Annotated in this window: 13 protein-coding genes; 5 read left to right on the forward strand and 8 right to left on the reverse strand. The window is 73.6% G+C overall.

Features of this window, described 5'->3' with window-relative positions:
• Positions 1 to 7: 7 nt before the first annotated feature.
• On the reverse strand, positions 8 to 865 hold the full coding sequence (locus ACFQRF_RS17805) for a glutamate ABC transporter substrate-binding protein (RefSeq protein WP_379872237.1): 858 nt from the start codon (positions 863 to 865) through the stop codon (positions 8 to 10).
• 100 nt (positions 866 to 965) lie between these two features.
• Positions 966 to 1,709, reverse strand: a complete 744-nt coding sequence (locus ACFQRF_RS17810; RefSeq protein WP_379872238.1) for an amino acid ABC transporter ATP-binding protein — start codon at positions 1,707 to 1,709, stop codon at positions 966 to 968.
• A 258-nt stretch (positions 1,710 to 1,967) separates the two neighbouring features.
• Here ACFQRF_RS17810 and miaB point away from each other — a divergent pair, with 258 nt between their 5' ends.
• Complete coding sequence (gene miaB, locus ACFQRF_RS17815) at positions 1,968 to 3,452, forward strand: tRNA (N6-isopentenyl adenosine(37)-C2)-methylthiotransferase MiaB (protein WP_379872387.1); 1,485 nt, start codon at positions 1,968 to 1,970, stop codon at positions 3,450 to 3,452.
• A 64-nt stretch (positions 3,453 to 3,516) separates the two neighbouring features.
• On the opposite strand, the gene ACFQRF_RS17820 is transcribed toward miaB, so the two are convergent.
• Both ACFQRF_RS17820 and ACFQRF_RS17825 read right to left on the reverse strand, forming a co-directional pair.
• Complete coding sequence (locus tag ACFQRF_RS17820) at positions 3,517 to 4,797, reverse strand: cytochrome P450 family protein (protein WP_379872239.1); 1,281 nt, start codon at positions 4,795 to 4,797, stop codon at positions 3,517 to 3,519.
• Between the two features lie 39 nt (positions 4,798 to 4,836).
• Entirely contained in the window at positions 4,837 to 5,577 is a 741-nt protein-coding gene (locus tag ACFQRF_RS17825) for a TetR/AcrR family transcriptional regulator (protein ID WP_379872388.1), read from the reverse strand.
• 197 nt (positions 5,578 to 5,774) lie between these two features.
• Between ACFQRF_RS17825 and ACFQRF_RS17830 the strand changes: the two genes are divergently transcribed.
• A complete protein-coding gene (locus tag ACFQRF_RS17830; protein WP_379872240.1) occupies positions 5,775 to 6,455 on the forward strand; it encodes a class III extradiol ring-cleavage dioxygenase family protein in 681 nt (226 codons plus the stop codon).
• Between the two features lie 24 nt (positions 6,456 to 6,479).
• Here the strand turns inward: ACFQRF_RS17830 and ACFQRF_RS17835 are convergent, their stop codons facing one another.
• Entirely contained in the window at positions 6,480 to 7,244 is a 765-nt protein-coding gene (locus ACFQRF_RS17835; RefSeq protein WP_379872241.1) for a VOC family protein, read from the reverse strand.
• A gap of 88 nt (positions 7,245 to 7,332) precedes the next feature.
• Positions 7,333 to 8,250 (reverse strand): tRNA (adenosine(37)-N6)-dimethylallyltransferase MiaA, encoded by a 918-nt coding sequence (gene miaA, locus ACFQRF_RS17840; RefSeq protein ID WP_379872389.1) that lies wholly within the window; start codon positions 8,248 to 8,250, stop codon positions 7,333 to 7,335.
• 98 nt (positions 8,251 to 8,348) lie between these two features.
• Between miaA and dapF the strand changes: the two genes are divergently transcribed.
• From dapF to ACFQRF_RS17855, 3 genes are all read left to right on the forward strand, one after another.
• Positions 8,349 to 9,176, forward strand: coding sequence for a diaminopimelate epimerase (dapF, locus tag ACFQRF_RS17845; RefSeq protein WP_379872242.1), 828 nt, complete (start codon positions 8,349 to 8,351; stop codon positions 9,174 to 9,176).
• Positions 9,173 to 10,180 (forward strand): ABC transporter permease, encoded by a 1,008-nt coding sequence (locus ACFQRF_RS17850; RefSeq protein WP_379872243.1) that lies wholly within the window; start codon positions 9,173 to 9,175, stop codon positions 10,178 to 10,180. The genes dapF and ACFQRF_RS17850 overlap by 4 nt, the downstream gene beginning before the upstream one ends.
• Before the next feature lie 226 nt (positions 10,181 to 10,406).
• Positions 10,407 to 12,098 (forward strand): ABC transporter family substrate-binding protein, encoded by a 1,692-nt coding sequence (locus ACFQRF_RS17855; RefSeq protein WP_379872244.1) that lies wholly within the window; start codon positions 10,407 to 10,409, stop codon positions 12,096 to 12,098.
• 19 nt (positions 12,099 to 12,117) lie between these two features.
• Here the strand turns inward: ACFQRF_RS17855 and ACFQRF_RS17860 are convergent, their stop codons facing one another.
• Together ACFQRF_RS17860 and ACFQRF_RS17865 are read right to left on the reverse strand one after the other, a co-directional pair.
• Positions 12,118 to 13,482 (reverse strand): (Fe-S)-binding protein, encoded by a 1,365-nt coding sequence (locus ACFQRF_RS17860; protein WP_379872245.1) that lies wholly within the window; start codon positions 13,480 to 13,482, stop codon positions 12,118 to 12,120.
• A gap of 3 nt (positions 13,483 to 13,485) precedes the next feature.
• The gene (locus tag ACFQRF_RS17865; RefSeq protein ID WP_379872246.1) at positions 13,486 to 14,784 is read right to left on the reverse strand and encodes an FAD-binding oxidoreductase; all 1,299 of its coding nucleotides are present in this window, start codon (positions 14,782 to 14,784) and stop codon (positions 13,486 to 13,488) included.
• Positions 14,785 to 14,820: the final 36 nt, after the last annotated feature.

A 14,820-nucleotide genomic window follows, 5' to 3' on the forward strand; every position in this document is an offset into this window, starting at 1 on the left:
CCCGTGATCAGGCGCAGGGCTCCGCTTCGGGCAGCTCGGTGGCGTACTCGAAGTTCGCCTCTCCGAAGTTGTTCTCCAGCAGGGTCTCGGCCTCGCCGTCCTCGTACATCGCGGCGATGGCGGCGTTGACCGCCTCGCAGGTCTCGGTGTCGCCGAGCGGCATGCCGACCCCGTAGCGCTCCTCGGAGAACTTGTCGCCGACGATCTGGAACTCACCCGGCTGCTGGGCGGCGTAACCGGCGAGGATCGTGTCGTCGGTGGTGACGGCGTCCACGCCGCCACCGGACAGCAGCTCCAGGCACTCGGAGTAGCTGCCGGCCTCGCGGAGCTGGGCGTCGATCTCCATGGTCTCGGTGACGTTGAACGCCGAACGGGAACCGCTGGCCGAGCACAGGGTGCGGCCTTCGAGGTCCTCGACCGACTGGATCTCGTCCTCACCGTCGCGCACCAGGATGTCCTGCTGGGCGACGTAGTAGGGGCCGCCGAAGGAGACGCGCTCCTGGCGCTCCTCGGTGATGCTGTAGCTGGCGAGGACGAGGTCGACCTGGCCCTGCTCCAGGAAGGTCTCCCGGTTCTGGGAGGTGGTCTCCACGAATTCGATGTTGTCCTCGGACACGCCCAGCTGCTGGGCGACGTACCGGGCCACGTCGACGTCGAAGCCGGTGTAGGAGCCGTCGGGCTCCCGCAGGCCGAGTCCCGGCTGGTCGAACTTGATGCCGATGGTCAGGGTGCCCTCTTCCTCGGCCTTCTGCACGACCGACTGGGCCTCGCCGCCGCCGTTTCCGGCGAACAGGCCGCAGGACGAGAGGGCCATGGTCATCGCCGCCGCCGCGGACGCGACTGTTGCGATACGGCCTACGCGCATGGTCGAAACCTCATTCTCTTGGGGTCCCACCTGGTGGGGGACGGACCTGGCTTGGGGAAACGGGGTGGGGAGTGGCGCCGGGGCGGGCGGTTTCGGGGACTCAGTGGGTGAGGATCTTGGACAGGAAGTCCTTGGCCCGATCGGTTCGGGGGCTGCCGAAGAACTCGTCGGGGGTGTTCTCCTCGACGATCTGGCCGTTGGCCATGAAGACGACCCGGTTGGCGGCGCGGCGCGCGAAGCCCATCTCGTGGGTGACCACGACCATGGTCATGCCGTCCTTGGCCAGGTTGACCATGACGTCGAGGACCTCCTGGACCATTTCCGGGTCCAGCGCCGAGGTCGGCTCGTCGAACATGATCACCTTGGGGTCCATGGCGAGCGCGCGGGCGATGGCCACGCGCTGCTGCTGGCCGCCGGAGAGCTGGGCGGGGTACTTGTGCGCCTGGTTGGCGATCCCCACCCGGTCCAGCAGTTCCAGCGCGCGCTTGTCGGCGGCGTCCTTGGGCGTCTTGCGCACCTTGGTCGGGCCCAGGGTGACGTTCTGCAGCACCGTCTTGTGGGCGAACAGGTTGAACGACTGGAACACCATGCCGACGTCGCTGCGGAGCCGGGCCAGACCGCGCCCTTCGGCCGGGAGCGGCTGTCCGTCGATCGAGATCGTCCCGGAGTCGATGGTCTCCAGCCGGTTGATGGTGCGGCACAGCGTCGACTTGCCGGAACCGGACGGTCCGATGAGGACGACGACCTCGCCGCGGTGCACGGAGAGGTTGATGTCCTGGAGTACGTGGAGTTCGCCGAAGTGTTTGTTGACGTTCTCCAGCACAACGAGAGGAGTTGCGGTCATGACTGCGGAACCTAGCTCCCGTCACGTCCGGTTGTCACCCGTGAAGAGGCGGTTTGGGAGGCAAGTAGCAGACTTGTTACGCCGCAATCTGTACAAACGTTATGAAGTTTGGAGGTTAGGTGGCCGCTTTGGTGAAAACGTCCTGCAGAACGTAAGGTAGACGATCCGTCGGGTGTCCGACGTGCCGGCACCGGAGCGGTCGGGCCGGGGGTCGGCAGCGACTAGCCTGGAGCGGTGAGCCAGAGTCGTACCTACCGAGTGCGGACCTACGGCTGCCAGATGAACGTCCACGACTCCGAGCGCCTGTCCGGTCTGCTGGAGGACGCTGGATACGAGCGCGCAGCCGAGGACGCCACGCCGGACGTCGTCGTTTTCAACACGTGTGCGGTGCGCGAGAACGCGGACAACCGCCTCTACGGCAACCTCGGGCACCTGCGCCCGGTGAAGGACGCCCACCCGGGCATGCAGATCGCCGTCGGCGGCTGTCTCGCCCAGAAGGACCGTGGTGAGATCGTGCGCCGCGCGCCGTGGGTGGACGTCGTCTTCGGCACCCACAACATCGGCTCGCTGCCCGCGCTGCTGGAGCGGGCCCGGGTGCAGCGCGAGGCGCAGGTCGAGATCCGCGAGGCGCTGGAGACCTTCCCCTCGACCCTGCCGACCCGCCGCGAGTCCGCCTACGCCGCCTGGGTGTCGATCTCGGTGGGCTGCAACAACACCTGCACGTTCTGCATCGTTCCGGCGTTGCGCGGCAAGGAGAAGGACCGCCGCCCCGGCGACATCCTGGCCGAGGTGCGCGCCGTCGTCGCCGAAGGGGCCGTCGAGGTCACCCTGCTCGGTCAGAACGTCAACGCCTACGGCTCGGAGTTCGGCGACCGTCAGGCGTTCTCCAAGCTGCTGCGCGCCTGCGGCGAGATCGACGGCCTGGAGCGGGTCCGCTTCACCTCCCCGCACCCGCGCGACTTCACCGACGACGTCATCGCGGCCATGGCCGAGACCCCCAACGTCATGCCGCACCTGCACATGCCGCTGCAGTCCGGCTCCAGCCGGGTGCTGCGCGCCATGCGGCGCTCCTACCGGCAGGAGCGGTTCCTCGGCATCGTGGAGAAGGTGCGGGCCGCTCTCCCCGAGGCCGCCATCACCACCGACATCATCGTGGGCTTCCCCGGCGAGACCGAGGAGGACTTCGAGGAGACCCTGAACGTGGTGCGCGAGGCGCGGTTCGCCCAGGCGTACACGTTCCAGTACTCCCGCCGTCCCGGCACCCCGGCCGCCGAGATGGGGGGGCAGCTGCCCAAGGAGGTCGTCCAGGAGCGGTACCAGCGGCTGCTTGACCTGCAGGACGCGATCGCCTGGGAGGAGAACCAGGCGCTCGTCGGCCGCCGAGTGGAGCTGCTCGTGGCCGAGGGCGAGGGGCGCAAGGACGGCGAGCGGCGCCGGCTCTCCGGACGGGCTCCGGACAACCGGCTGGTGCACTTCGCGGTGGACGGGGACCAGGGCGACCTCGCCACCGGGCTGCGGCCCGGCGACATGGCCACCGTGGAGATCACCTACGCCGCCCCGCACCACCTGGTCGCCGACTCCGGTGTGCTGCGGTCCCGCCGCACCCGCGCCGGGGACGCCTGGGCGGCGCGCAACGGCCACCCCTCCGCGCAGCCGGCCCCCGCAGGCGTGCTGCTCGGCATGCCCCGCGTCGGCGCCCCCGCGCCCGACCCCGCCCCGGCGGGCGGCTGCTGCGAAAGCTGAGACTCCTACGGAGCGTCCGGCCGCGGGCGGTGTGCCGCCCGCGGCCGGACGTCGCGAGGCCGCCTCACCCCTCCAGCCGGACCGGAAGCCGGGCCAGCCGCCAGTTCAAGGGGAGGGGGACCCGCTCCAGCCGGTGGGCGGGTACCGCCAGCCGCAGGTCCGGGTACCGCCGCAGCAGCGCGCCGAACGCCACCTCGCCCTCCTGGCGGGCCAGGGCCGCGCCCAGGCAGTAGTGCAGGCCGTGGCCGAACCCGACGTGGCTCTCCCCGCGGCCGGCCGGCCGCCGGGTGACGTCCAGCCGCTCGGGCTCGGAGGTGTGCCGCGGATCGTGGTTGGCCGACACCAGGATCGGCTGCACGGCCTCGCCCGGCCGGATCGTCACACCGCCGAGTTCCACCTCCCGCGTCGCGTAACGCAGCCGGGTGCCGTGCACCGGGCCGCACCAGCGCATCAACTCGTGCACGGCGCCGGGCAGCAGCGAGGGATCGGACCGCAGCAGTTCCGCCTGGTCGGGGTGCGTGAGCAGCGCGGCGGTGCCGTTGGAGATCAGGTGGGCGGTGGTCTCGTGCCCGGCGAGGACCAGGGTGAGGACCATGGCGATCATCTCGGTGTCGGAGAGCCGGTCCCCGTCCTCGTCGTGGGTGCGGATCAGGCCGGTCAGCAGGTCCTCGCGCGGCGCGGCGCGGCGCAGCTCGATCAGGTCAGCGATGTAGTCGACGATGGCGCGGACGACTGAGCCGAACCGCGAGGGGTCTCCCGAGACCATGCCGCGGCCCCACTCGCGCCACTGCGGCCGGTCGCCCTCGGGGATGCCGACCAGCTCGCAGATGACGGTGATGGGCAGCGGGTAGCCGAACTCTTCGACGAGGTCGACGACGCCGTCCTCGGCCCGTTCCGGGAGCCGGTCCAGCAGGTTTTCGGTGATCCGCTCCACCTGCGGGCGCAGCTCGTTCACCCGCCGGACGGTGAACGTGCGCGAGACGAGTTTGCGGAGCCGGACGTGGTCGGCGCCGTCGTAATCCAGCAGGGTGCCCATTACGTAGGGCCTCAGCTCCTCCGCCAGCCCAATCTGCTCGATGAGCTTCTGCCGGCTGGCGGCGGCGTCCTCCGCCGCCGGCGGGTTGTTGACAAAGCGGGCGTCGCCGAGCACGGTACGGACGTCGTCGAGCCGGGTGACCAGCCAGACCGGTCCGCCGTCCAGGTAGCGGGCCCGCAGCACGGGCGCCTGCTCGCGGAGGCGGCCGTAGCCCGTGAAGGGGTCGGCGATGAACTCGGGGTCGGCGATGTTCGGCTCCCCCGGGTGCTCGCCGACGTGGGTGGTGAAGATGTTGCCGCTGGCCGTCATGACCGTGTCTCCAGTGAATGAGTACCGGATGGTGTCCCGTCAGGCCCGGAAGTGGCGGTGCAGTTCCGCCAGGTACCGCTCCTCCAGGCGCTGGTAGAGGGCGGCGGCCTCGGAGGCCGCCGCGGCGAGGCCGCCGGGGTCGGGGGTGGTCTCGAAAGCGGTGCGGACCGTGTGCTCCAGCGTGTCGGCCTGTGCTTCGGCCTGCTTCGGGACGAAGGGGGCCCCGAACGTGGGGAGCAGGAAGAAACCGGTCATGGTCGCGTGGAAGGCGTAGAGCTGGGTCTCCAGGTCGAGATCGGTGGTGACCAGCCCGTGCTCCCGGAGCAGTCGCAGGTGCTCGACACTGACCCGGCTCGCCTCCGCGCGGAGCTCCTCGAAGCCGCCGAGCGCGGTCCGGGAGAGCCGGCCGAGCGTCTCGGCGTCCCCGAAGTAGCCGACACGGACGACCGGGTCGTCGGTGAAGTCCAGGTACATCGCCCGGGCCATCCGGCTGAGCAGCACCTCCGCGGGATCGGCGGTCATCCGCCGGCCCTGGGCGCCGATCGCCCGCCCCTTCGCGCGCAGCAGCACGCTGAGGAACAGGGCGTCCTTGGTCTTCCAGTGCAGGTAGACCGTTCCCTTGCCCACGTCGGCACGCCGCGCCACGTCCTCGATGGTGACGCGCCGGTACCCAAGAGTGGTCAGCAGCTCGCCCGCGGCGTCCAGGATCCGGTCCGCCCTCCCGTCCCCGCCGCGGTCACGTTCGGCCCGGTCCACCGTGGCCGCCGTATCGGGCTGCATCACATCTCACCGTCCTGTCCGTGCCGAATGGCCTGACTGTATGACCGAAAAAGCATTTCCAGTCATACGGTCGACGCTAGGTTCGCGATGGCCGGTGCGCAAGCGCGGAGCGTGACCGGATCCGGCCGCGGCCACCCCGGCGCGCCGAGGCCCGCGCACGGAATCGCGCACCTCCAGGCAGCCGATAACCTCGGCCTGTGCTGATCGCTGCGGCCGTCTGCCCGCACCCCCCGCTGCTCGTTCCGGACCTCGCGGGAGCCGCCGCGCACGAACTGGACCCGGTGCGCGCCGCCTGCGACCGTGCCGTACGCCTCCTGGCCGCGGCCACGCCGGACCGCCTGGTGGTCGTCGGCCCCGGCGGCCGGACCGCGCGCCACCCGGCCGACGCCGCGGGCGGCCTCGCCCCGTACGGCGTGGACCTGCGGGTGGGTGTGGGGCCGGCGGTGCTCCCGCTCGCCCTGACGGTGGGGCGCTGGCTCGCCGAGCGCAACGGGATCGAGCCCGCAGGGTTCGTGGAGCTCGCCGCTGACGCGGGACCGCGGGAATGCCGGGCGGCGGGTGCGGAGCTGGCCGCCTCCGCGCCGCGGGTGGCCGCTCTGGTGATGGGAGACGGCAGCGCCCGGCGCACCGAGCGGTCTCCCGGCCGGTTCGACGACCGCGCGGTCGGCTTCGACGACGCGGTGGACGCGGCTCTGGCGGCGGGCGACGTCGCGGCCCTGGCCGGCCTGGACCCGGATCTGGCCCGGGAGCTCATGGCCGCGGGCCGCCCCGCCTGGCAGGCGCTGGCCGGGGCGGCGGAGGGCGCCGGGCTCGCCGCCGAGCGGCTCGCCTACGAGGCGCCGTACGGGGTGGGCTACTTCGTCGCGCTGTGGCGCTGAGCCCGGGGAGCGGGCCGTCCGGGATCAGTGCGGCCGGGGCTCCGGTTCGGAGGCGGCGAAGTGCGCGCCGAACGGGTCGGCGAGCATCGTCCAGCGGCCGTACGGTGAGTCCGCGGGGGCGCGCAGCACCCGGCCGCCGGAACGGGCCGCCCGGTCCGCCGCGACATCGGCGCTGGCCACCGCGAAGTACGGCAGCCAGGCGCCGGGGCCCTCGTTGACGCGTTCCGCGCCGCCGTAGACCCCGCACACCGCGGTGCCGCCGACGTAGAGGGTCACGAAGTCGAAGCCGGGAAAGCGCTCCGGCCGGTACCCGAACGTCCGCACCAGGAACTCCGCGGTCACCTCGGTGTCCGGGCTGGTCACCTCGGCCCATACGTGCCCGCCGAGCATCCCGAACCCCTCCGAGCCGGTCAGCCCGTCCCCCTCCCACAGCGCGACGACCGTCCCGGCGGGCTCCCGGACGACCGCCATGCTGCCGAAACCGGGGACGTCGCGGCGCTGCGTGAGGACGGTCCCGCCCGCCGCCGTCGCGTCGTGCAGGGTGGCGCCGACGTCGTCGGTGGCGAGGTAGGTGGTCCAGCAGGGCCGGTCGGGCGGGCCGGTCTCCTCGTTCCAGGTCTCGGTGAGCGCGGCCACCCGGCGCCCGGCGACGCCGGCCAGGGCGTAGGGACCGAGGTCGAACTCCCACCCCAGCAGTTCGGAGTAGAAGCGCTCGGCGGTGCGCAGGTCGGGAACCGTCATGTCGAACCACGCCGGTGCGCCGGGCGGGTACCTGCTGGTGAAGGACATCGCAACTCCTCACGCGACAGCCGATGCCGGTACCACTGCCCGCCGGTGCGGGCGACGGCGCGCGGGCGCCCGCAAAGTCGGGGCAAAGCTAGCCGGCGTCCGGGGCCTCCACCAGGCGCAGGGCCCGCTCGGTCAGGTCCGGAGCGTCGTAGGGGAGCCAGTGGATGCGCGGGTCGCGGCGGAACCAGGACTCCTGGCGGCGGGCGAACTTTCGGGTGGCTCGCACGGTCTCGGCGCGCGCGGTCTCCTCGTCGCACTCGCCGGCCAGGAAGCGCAGCACCTGGGCGTAGCCGAGCGCGCGGGAGGCGGTGCGGCCGTCGCGCAGCCCGGCCTTCTCCAGCTCGCGGACCTCCTCGACCAGCCCGGCCGCCCACATCCGCCGTACCCGCAGTTCGATCCGCTCGTCGAGTTCCGGACGCGGCACCGACAGGCCGATCTGCACGCACGGGTAGCGGGACACGTGCTCGGGGAGGGTCGCGGTGAACGGGCGGCCGGTCAGTTCGATGACCTCCAGGGCGCGGACGATGCGCCGGCCGTTGCTGGGCAGGATCGCGGCGGAGGCGGCGGGGTCGAGCCCGGCCAGACGGGCGTGCAGGGCCGCCGGCCCGCGCTCGGCGAGCTCCTCCTCCAGCCGCCGGCGCGTCTCGGGGTCGGTGCCGGGGAAGTCGAGTTCGTCCAGGACCGCCCGCACGTACAGCCCGGAGCCGCCGACGAGGATCGGCGCCCGGCCTTCGGCGCGCAGTTCGTCGACCCGCAGGCGGGCCAGGCGCTGGTACTCGGCGGCGTTGGCGGTGGCGGTCACTGGCCAGATGTCGAGCAGGTGGTGCGGCACGCCCCGCCGCTCGGGCAGGGTGAGCTTGGCCGTGCCGACGTCCATGCCCCGGTAGAGCTGCATGGAGTCGGCGTTGACGATCTCCCCCGGGGTGCCGCGCGCGCCGAGGGCGAGCGCGAGGTCGACGGCCAGGTCGGACTTGCCCGCTGCGGTCGCTCCCACGACCGCGATCACTGTGCTCACCTCTCCAGTCTGGCAGCGTGCCGGTACTGCCGGGGCGCTGTCCTGTTCGTCCCGCATCGTCCTCCTGGGCAGGCCGTAGGATGATCGGCATGCGATTCGCCAAAGGCCACGGCACCGAGAACGACTTCGTGATCCTGCCGGATCCCGACGGTGCGCTGGACCTCACTCCGGCCCAGATCGCCGCGCTGTGCGACCGCCGAGCCGGCGTCGGCGGCGACGGAGTGCTCCGCGTGGTGCGCACCAAGGCGCTGGGGGAGCGGCTGAGCGCGGACTCGGCCGCCGTGGAGGCGTGCGAGTGGTTCATGGACTACCGCAACGCCGACGGCAGCATCGCCGAGATGTGCGGCAACGGCGTGCGGGTGTTCGCCCGGTACCTGGTGCGGGCCGGGCTGGTGGCCGGCGACGTGTTCGAGATCGGCACCCGGGCGGGCGTGCGGCGGGTCACCATCGAGGACGACGGCGAGATCACCGTGGACATGGGGCCGGTCCGGCTGCTCGGCGAGGGCGGCGCGGTCCTGGCGGGCGGCCCGGTGCGCGGTGCCCGGGTCTCGGTCGGCAACCCGCATCTGGCGTGCGCGGTGCCCGGGCCGGTGGCCGAGGTGGATCTGAGCGCGCAGCCGGAGCTGGACGCGGCGGAGTTCCCGGAAGGGGGCAACGTCGAGGTCTACCGGGTACTGGAGCCGGGGACGCTGGAGATGCGGGTGTACGAGCGGGGGTCGGGGGAGACCCGCTCGTGCGGCACGGGGATCGTGGCCGCCGCGGCCGCCGCGGCGGCGACGCCGGGCGCACCGGGCTCCGATGTGTGGCGGGTGCGGGTCCCCGGCGGCGAGTGCGTCGTCACGCTGGAGGCCGGTACGGCCCGCCTGCGCGGCCCCGCGGTCATCGTCGCCGAGGGTGACGTCCACCTGGCCGAGTGACCGCGCGGCGGGCGGGCACGGTGTGGCGTTTCCTGCTGAACAGGCTGCTGGGGTACACGCTGCTCCTGGTGGTCTCCGCGAGCTGCTGCTATCTGCTCGCCGCCGCCACGCTCGACGCGCGCGAGAACTACGAGGGGCAGCGTCCGCCACCGCCCGACCACGTGATCGACGCATTGCTGGCCGAGTACAACCTCGACGACCGCGTCCCGCTGGCCGAACGCTATGCCACCTGGGCCGGTGGCGTGCTGCGCGGCGACCTCGGCCGCACGTGGGACGGCCGGTCGGTGAACGACGAGATGGCGCGCCGGCTCGGGGTGAGTGTGCGGCTGCTCGCCCTCGGGGCGGTGACCGGTGCGGTGGCCGGGGTCCTGCTGGGGGCGTGGACGGGCGGCCGGCGGCACGGGACGGCGGACCGGCTGACCGCCGCCGGGGCGGTCGTCGTGGTCTCCGTTCCCACCGTGGTGATCGCGGTGTGCCTGCAGACCGGGGCGGTGTGGCTGAACCAGGCGGCCGGAGTGGACCTGCTGCGCACCACGGGCGAGTTCACGCCGGGGGCCGCCTCCGGTTTCTGGGACGGGCTGGTGAACCGCGTGCAGCATCTGGTGCTGCCCACGGTGACGGTGGCGCTGCCGTTCACGGCGGTGCTGAGCCGGTACCAGCGAGGGCTCATCGCGGACGAGACCTCGGCCGGATACGTGCGCACCGCGCGGGCCAAGGGCCTGCCGTGGCGGACCGCGGTGCGGCGGCACGCGCTGCGCACCGCGCTGGTACCCGCCGTCACCTACGCCGGGTACACCGCGGCGGCGCTGGTCACGGGGGCCGTCATCACCGAGTCGGTGTTCGGCTGGCACGGCGTGGGGGAGTTGCTGATGACGTCGGTCGTCCGGGGGGACGTCAATGCGGTGGCGGCGGTGTGCTCGGTCAGTGCACTCTGCGTGATCGCCGCCTCGCTTGTGGCCGACGTGGCGCGGTACCTGCTGGATCCGCGGGTGCGCACGGGCTGATCCCGGCCGCACGGACCCCGGTCCGCGTGAAAAGCCGATGAAGTCCGCGAAACGATCGCTGGACGACGACCCCCACACAGTAGTATTTCCTAATTGTTCGATAAGTGCATTTAGGTCGGTTGGTCACGGGGAGTTACCCTCGTGGCAGCGCCACCGCCGGAACCGCGCCCTGCGCGCGGGTCCGCCGGTGGTGTGCGGCATTGGGGGACAGGTACGGGTGCGATACGTGCGTCGGACTCTCGCCGGAGCCGTGGGCGTGGTGCTCGTCGCCGCACTTACCGCGTGCCAGGCCGGCCCCGGTGACCCGGCGGACGTGGCCGCCCCCCAGCTTCCGCCGTCGGACACCAACCCGGCCGACCGCTCCGAACTCGCCGACGGCGGCACGCTCCGGTGGGGCATCAGCGACCTCCCGGCGCAGTGGAACCCCCACCACGCCAACGGCACCGTGGGCACCGTCAGCACCGTTGTGGAGGCGCTGCTGCCGACCCCGTTCGACCTCGACGACCAGGCCCGGCCGCAGCCCGATCCGGACTACGTCGAGGACGTCACGGTGGAGACCGAGCCCCGCCAGACCGTCACGCTCCGGCTGAACCCCCGGGCCCGGTGGTCCGACGGCACCGCCATCACGTGGCGGGACTACGCACAGATGGCCGAGGCGCTGTCCGGGCGCGACCCCGAGTACCAGATCAACAGCGCGGTGGGCTACCAGCAGATCTCCGGCGTCACTCGCGGCGCCGACGACCACGAGGTCGTCATCTCCTTCGAGCGCCCCTTCGCCGACTACGCGTCGCTGTTCAACCCCCTGCTGCCGGCCGCCTACACCGAGAGCGCCGAGCGCTTCAATACCGGCTACCTCAACGACATCCCGGTCACCGCGGGCCCGTTCGAGCCGGCGGAGACCGACCGCACGGCGCGCACCGTCACCCTGGCCCGCGACGACGACTGGTGGGGCGAACCGGCCCGGCTGGACCGGATCATCTACCGCGCCATGGGCACCGACGCGCTGGACAGCGCGTTCCAGGACGGCGGCATCGACGTCTACGCGCTGCCGGTGGACGCCGGATCCTACGAGCGCGCCCGCTCCGCCCCCGACGGCGAGGTGCGCGCCGCCCTCGCACCCGATTACCGGCACCTCACCCTCAACGGCGAGAGCCCGGCGCTGTCCGACGTCGCCGTCCGGCACGCCGTGTTCCTCGGTATCGACCGCACCGCCGTCGCCGAGTCCGCGTTCAGCGCAATCGGCTGGCCGCCGACCGTGCCGAACAACCACCTCCTGCTGCCCGGCCAGGACGGCTACGCCGACAACAGCGGCCCGTGGGGCCGCCATGACCCGCAGCGCGCCGCCGAACTGCTGGAGGGCGCCGGGTGGACCAGCGACGGCCCCGGCGAGGTGCGGACCCGCGACGGCGCCCCGCTCACCCTCCGCTACGTCGTGCCCCAGGGCTTCCAGCCGGGGCAGAACGAGGCCGAACTCGTGCAGGCCATGCTCGGCGACATCGGCGTGCAGGTGCAGATCGAGGCCGTGCCCGGCGACGAGCTGTTCAGCGGGTACGTGGTCCCCGGCAACTACGACCTGGTGTCGTTCGTCAACATCGGCGGCGGCTTCCCCGTGTCGCAGTCGATGCAGCAATGGTCCGACGCCGTTCCCGATGCCGACGGCGACCCCGAGTGGCGGACCAACGTCGGGCGCATCGGCTCGCCGGAGATCGACGCCGCCCTGGCCGACGCGATCGGCACGCTGGACCCCGCCGAAGCGCTCATGCACGCGAACGAGGCCGACCGCCTGCTGTGGGAGGCCGGCCACACGCTCCCGCTCTACCAGCGCCCGGAGCTGGTGGCGGTCCGCCGTGACGTCGCCAACCTCGGCGCGGCCGGATTCGGCAGCCTCGACTACTCCGCCATCGGATTCGTCGAGTAGCCCCCGGGGCCGGCCACCGTCACGCGCCGAGCAGGTGCGCCGGAGGCAGGCCGCGGATCGAGGCGTCCAGCACCTGCACGGTGTGCACGGTGCTGATGGGGACCGGATCCCCGGCGGTCGCCGCCTCATCGCGCATCGCGGCGGCGATCTGCATGGCACACCCGGGATTGCCGGCGACCAGCAGCCGCGCGCCGGTCGCGCGCACATCGGCGCCCTTACTCCGGCCCAGGTCGCGGGCGGGGCCGGGCTGCAGCAGGTTGTAGATGCCGGCCGAGCCGCAGCAGATGTCCGGATTCGGCACGTCGACGAGGTCCAGCCCGGGCACGGCGCGCAGCAGCGCGCGCGGCTGCTCGCGCACGCCCTGCCCGTGCGAGAGGTGGCAGGCGTCGTGGTAGGCGGCGCGCACGGGCAGCGGGTGCCGTTCGGCCGCCGGGCCGAGGTCGGCCAGGAACTCGGTGACGTCGCGCACCCGGGCGGCGAGCCGCTCGGCCCGGCGCGCCCAGCCGTCGCCGCCGGGCGCGTTGGCGAGCACCTCGGCGTAGTGCTTCATGGTGCTGCCGCAGCCCGCCGAGTTGACCACGATCGTGTCCACACCGGCCCGCTCGAAGGCCGTGATGGTCGCCCGCGCGAACCGTGCCGCCTCCTGCGCGCGGCCGGCGTGCGCCGACAGCGCCCCGCAGCACCCCTGGCGGCGGGGGATCACCACGTCGCAGCCGTCGCCGGCCAGTACCCGCGCGGTGGCCGTGTTGACCTGCGGGAAGAACGCGGCCTGGACGCAGCCCGTGAGCATGCCGACCACGGCGCGGCGCCGGCCGCGCGCCGTGACCCGCTCCGGCAGCCGTGGCGCCGGCCGTGGCGCCGGGGCCAGCCGTTCCATGGCGGCCAGCGACGGGGCCAGCCGGTCCAGCAGGCCGGTGCGGCGCAGCAGCCCGGACAGCCCGCTCGCCTGGTAGCCGCGCAGCGGCCCGCGGAGCAGCCGCAGCCGATCCCGGTACGGGAAGAGCGCGAAGATCGCGGCGCGGAGCAGCCGCTCGCCCGCCCCACGCGCGTGCTCGCGCTCGACGTCGGCCCGGGTGGTCTCGATCAGCGCGTCGTAGCGCACCCCCGACGGGCAGGACGAGACGCAGGCGAGGCAGCCCAGGCAGTTGTCGAAGTGCCGCACGGCGGTCTCCGTGAGCACGCCGTCGCGCCGGGACTGTCCCATGAGGTGGATCCGGCCGCGCGGGGAGTCCATCTCCTCGCCCCACAGCACGTAGGTGGGGCAGGTCGGCAGGCAGAAGCCGCAGTGCACGCAGTCCGACAGCAGGTCGTCGAACGTCGCGGGCCGGCCGCCGTCGTGGGCACCGCCGGCGGGCGGTCGCGGGTCCGGGGTGGTCTCGGGCATGAGTCAGATCCCCTCCATGAGTCGTCCGGGGGACAGCCGGTGATCGGGGTCGAACCGGTCCTTGATCGCGCGCATCAGCGCCGCACCGGGCACCGCGCCCCACAGGTCCAGCCCGGCGGCCCGCACCGGGGCGGCGGCGTGCGGAACCGTCACGGAGCCGCCCGGCGTCCCGTCGAGCGCGGCGCGCGCCCCCGCGACGACGGCCGCCACCGCCTCCGGCGCGGCGTCGCCGGGCAGGGCGGCGTGCAGCACCCCGGCCCCCAGCGAGCCGCGCACGGCCACCGGTACGCCGCGCGCCCGGCCGGTCTCGCGCACCGTGCCGGCGACGCGCACCGCCTCGGGGACCGGCGCCACCAGCCGGACGAGGGTGTCGCCGGGGGCTCCGGGGAGGGCACCCCACCCGGCCGGCAGGGCGTCGGCGGCGCGCGGCGGCTCCGGCAGTACGGCGGCCACCGCGGCACCGCGGGCGGCGAGGCCGGCCGCGGTGCCCTCCAGCAGGACCGCGAGTTCGGGCTCGCCGTCGGCGGGCCAGTCCAGCTCCACGGCCGAGGGGACGGTGGGGGAGTGCAGTACGGCCGCGGCCGCGTCGCGCAGGGCGCCGGGGTCCGGCACGGTGGCGCGCAGCAGCCGCAGGGCGGGCGGCACCGGGTGCAGCCGGAAGGTGACGGAGGTGATCACGCCGAGCGTGCCGTAGGCGCCGGTGTGCAGCTTGGCGAGGTCGTAGCCCGCCACGTTCTTCACGACCGCGCCGCCGGACCGCGCGGCGACACCGTCGGCGCGCAGCACCGTCATGCCGATCACGAGGTCGCGGAGCGGGCCGTGCAGGATCCGGCGCGGCCCGGACAACCCGGTGGCGATCATCCCGCCGACCGTGGAGCCGGGCACCACGGTGTCCACCGAGAGCCGCTGGCCGGCGCTCTCCAGCGTGGCCTGCAGTTCGGCCGTCCCCACCCCGGCGCCGACCCGCACGACGAGGTCGCCGACCGCGTGCTCGATTTCGGTCAGCGCGGTGGTCGCCAGGACCAGGTCGCAGCGGCGCGGCGGGTTCCCCCAGTCGATCTTGGTGCCGTTCCCGCGCGGCACCACGGCGAGCCCGTGCTCGGCGGCGGCCCTCAGCACGGCGGCCGCGGCCGCCGCGTCGCCCGGCTCGGCCACGTACCCCGGCCGCACGCCGCCCACCGCGTCCGCGGCCGACCCCGCCCGGACCTCCGCACGGCCGGGCGCCGCCGCGGCCAGGGCCGCTCCGGCCGCGGCCGTGCCGCCCCGGGGGATCGACCCGTGTGCTCCTGCCGTCTCTCCCATGCCGCCTCCGTGGCCCGGTCCGCGCGGCCGGGCCGT

The organism is Marinactinospora rubrisoli (genome assembly GCF_042664915.1).
GTDB classification, from domain to species: Bacteria; Actinomycetota; Actinomycetes; order Streptosporangiales; family Streptosporangiaceae; genus Marinitenerispora; species Marinitenerispora rubrisoli.

Excerpts from the sequence above, each read along its gene's own strand:
- ACFQRF_RS17805 (WP_379872237.1), bottom strand. The coding sequence starts at position 865 with ATGCGCGTAGGCCGTATCGCAACAGTCGCGTCCGCGGCGGCGGCGATG.
- ACFQRF_RS17810 (WP_379872238.1), bottom strand. The coding sequence starts at position 1,709 with ATGACCGCAACTCCTCTCGTTGTGCTGGAGAACGTCAACAAACACTTC.
- ACFQRF_RS17820 (WP_379872239.1), bottom strand. The coding sequence starts at position 4,797 with ATGACGGCCAGCGGCAACATCTTCACCACCCACGTCGGCGAGCACCCG.
- ACFQRF_RS17825 (WP_379872388.1), bottom strand. The coding sequence starts at position 5,577 with ATGCAGCCCGATACGGCGGCCACGGTGGACCGGGCCGAACGTGACCGC.
- ACFQRF_RS17835 (WP_379872241.1), bottom strand. The coding sequence starts at position 7,244 with ATGTCCTTCACCAGCAGGTACCCGCCCGGCGCACCGGCGTGGTTCGAC.
- dapF (WP_379872242.1), top strand. The coding sequence starts at position 8,349 with ATGCGATTCGCCAAAGGCCACGGCACCGAGAACGACTTCGTGATCCTG.
- ACFQRF_RS17860 (WP_379872245.1), bottom strand. The coding sequence starts at position 13,482 with ATGCCCGAGACCACCCCGGACCCGCGACCGCCCGCCGGCGGTGCCCAC.
- ACFQRF_RS17865 (WP_379872246.1), bottom strand. The coding sequence starts at position 14,784 with ATGGGAGAGACGGCAGGAGCACACGGGTCGATCCCCCGGGGCGGCACG.